A 1460-nucleotide genomic window follows, 5' to 3' on the forward strand; every position below is an offset into this window, starting at 1 on the left:
CGCGATCGGCAGTGAAACAGGAAACCCGCGCCGCGAGGCCCAGCGCGTAAGCGCTACCCGCCGCACGGCGGGTGGGAATCCCTGTCCTTCAGGGCAGGGTAGAAGTCAACGCCTCATTGTCCTCTTTGGCCGGTGTGCGCGAGGTAGCCCCGCCATCCCCCGAACGAGGTGATGTCGTCGGCGCCCTCGAGAGCCCACGGTTCGGCGAGGAAGCCCGGGACGGCCTCGCCGCCGGAGAGTTCGACGGTGCCGATGACCATCGGTGCCGGCACGGCGGCGACGAAGGTGCCGAACCCCGCCGCCGGGAGCCGCCAGACCTCGCCTTCGATCGAGGCACCGCCTTGCGGCACCCGGACCAGGCCGGGCTTGGGTGGTGTCGTGGCCAGTGCTCGCAACCGGTACACGGCCGCGGTCCGCTCCGGCCGGACCATGGAGCCACCTGCCTGCACCAGTTCCTTGTTCAGCGGCTGGCCGCTGAGGTGCGCGCCGGCGACGAAGAAGTCGATGGAGGGTGTGAGCAGTCTCCTCGCGAGATCGGCCAGCGCGCGGTCGCTGAACGCGGGACCGGTGAACATCACCCCGAAGGGCAGGCCGTCGACGAACCCCGCCGGCACCGCGAGCGAGGCGAGGTCGAGCAGGTTGGCGAAGTTGGTGAAGCGGCCCAACCGGCTGTTGACGCCGATCGGGTCCGCGGCCACCTCGTCGAGGGTGGGGTGGCAGGTGGTCGTTGGGGTCAGCAGCGCGTCGCAACCGGCGAGCAGGGCTCGTCCCGCCGCGCCGAGGCGGGCGAGCGTGGCGGTGTCGGAGGCCCACTGCGCGGCCGAGGGCGCCGCTCCCGCGAGGATGATCGCGGCCACGGTGGGGTCGAGATCGGAGCCGATCCGGTCGCGGTGGGACTCGATGTGGGCGCCGACGGCGGCGTAGCGTTCAGCGACGAACGCTCCTCCGTAGAGCATCCGCGCGGCATCCAGGAGCGGTGCGATGTCGACCTCGACGATCTCCACCCCGGTGGCGCGCAGGCTCGCCGTGGCGGCCGTGAAGGCCTCGCGCCAGCCGGGCGCCATCTCCCCCAGGTGCTCTCCCGTGGGCACGGCGACCCGCGGCCGCGGCGGCAGCACCACGTCCGCCCGCGGGTCGCGGGACAACGGATCCGCGGCGTCTGGTCCGGACATGAGCTCGGCGACCAACCGCCCCAGAGCGAGGTCGCGGGCGAAAACCGTGACGCAGTCCAAGGAGTAGCACGCGGGAACGACTCCGGTGATGGGGACGAGCCCCTTCGTCGGCTTCACCCCGACGACGCCGTTGAGCGCGGCAGGGACACGTCCGGAACCCGCGGTGTCGGTGCCCAGCGCGGCGTCGACGATGCCCAGCGCGACGGCGACCGCGGAGCCAGCGGACGAACCCCCGGAGATCCTGGCCGGGTCCCAGGCGTTGCGGACGGCGCCGTACGGGCGTTCTGG

General features: G+C 72.5%; 1 protein-coding gene. It reads right to left on the reverse strand.

Features of this window, described 5'->3' with window-relative positions; genetic code table 11:
• Positions 1-113 precede the first annotated feature (113 nt).
• A partial coding sequence (locus FXN61_RS49405; protein ID WP_167980635.1) for an amidase family protein occupies positions 114-1460 on the reverse strand: 1347 nt, incomplete at its 5' end.

Origin of the sequence: Lentzea indica, assembly GCF_012184385.1 — a bacterium.
Classification (GTDB): Bacteria; Actinomycetota; Actinomycetes; order Mycobacteriales; family Pseudonocardiaceae; genus Lentzea; species Lentzea indica.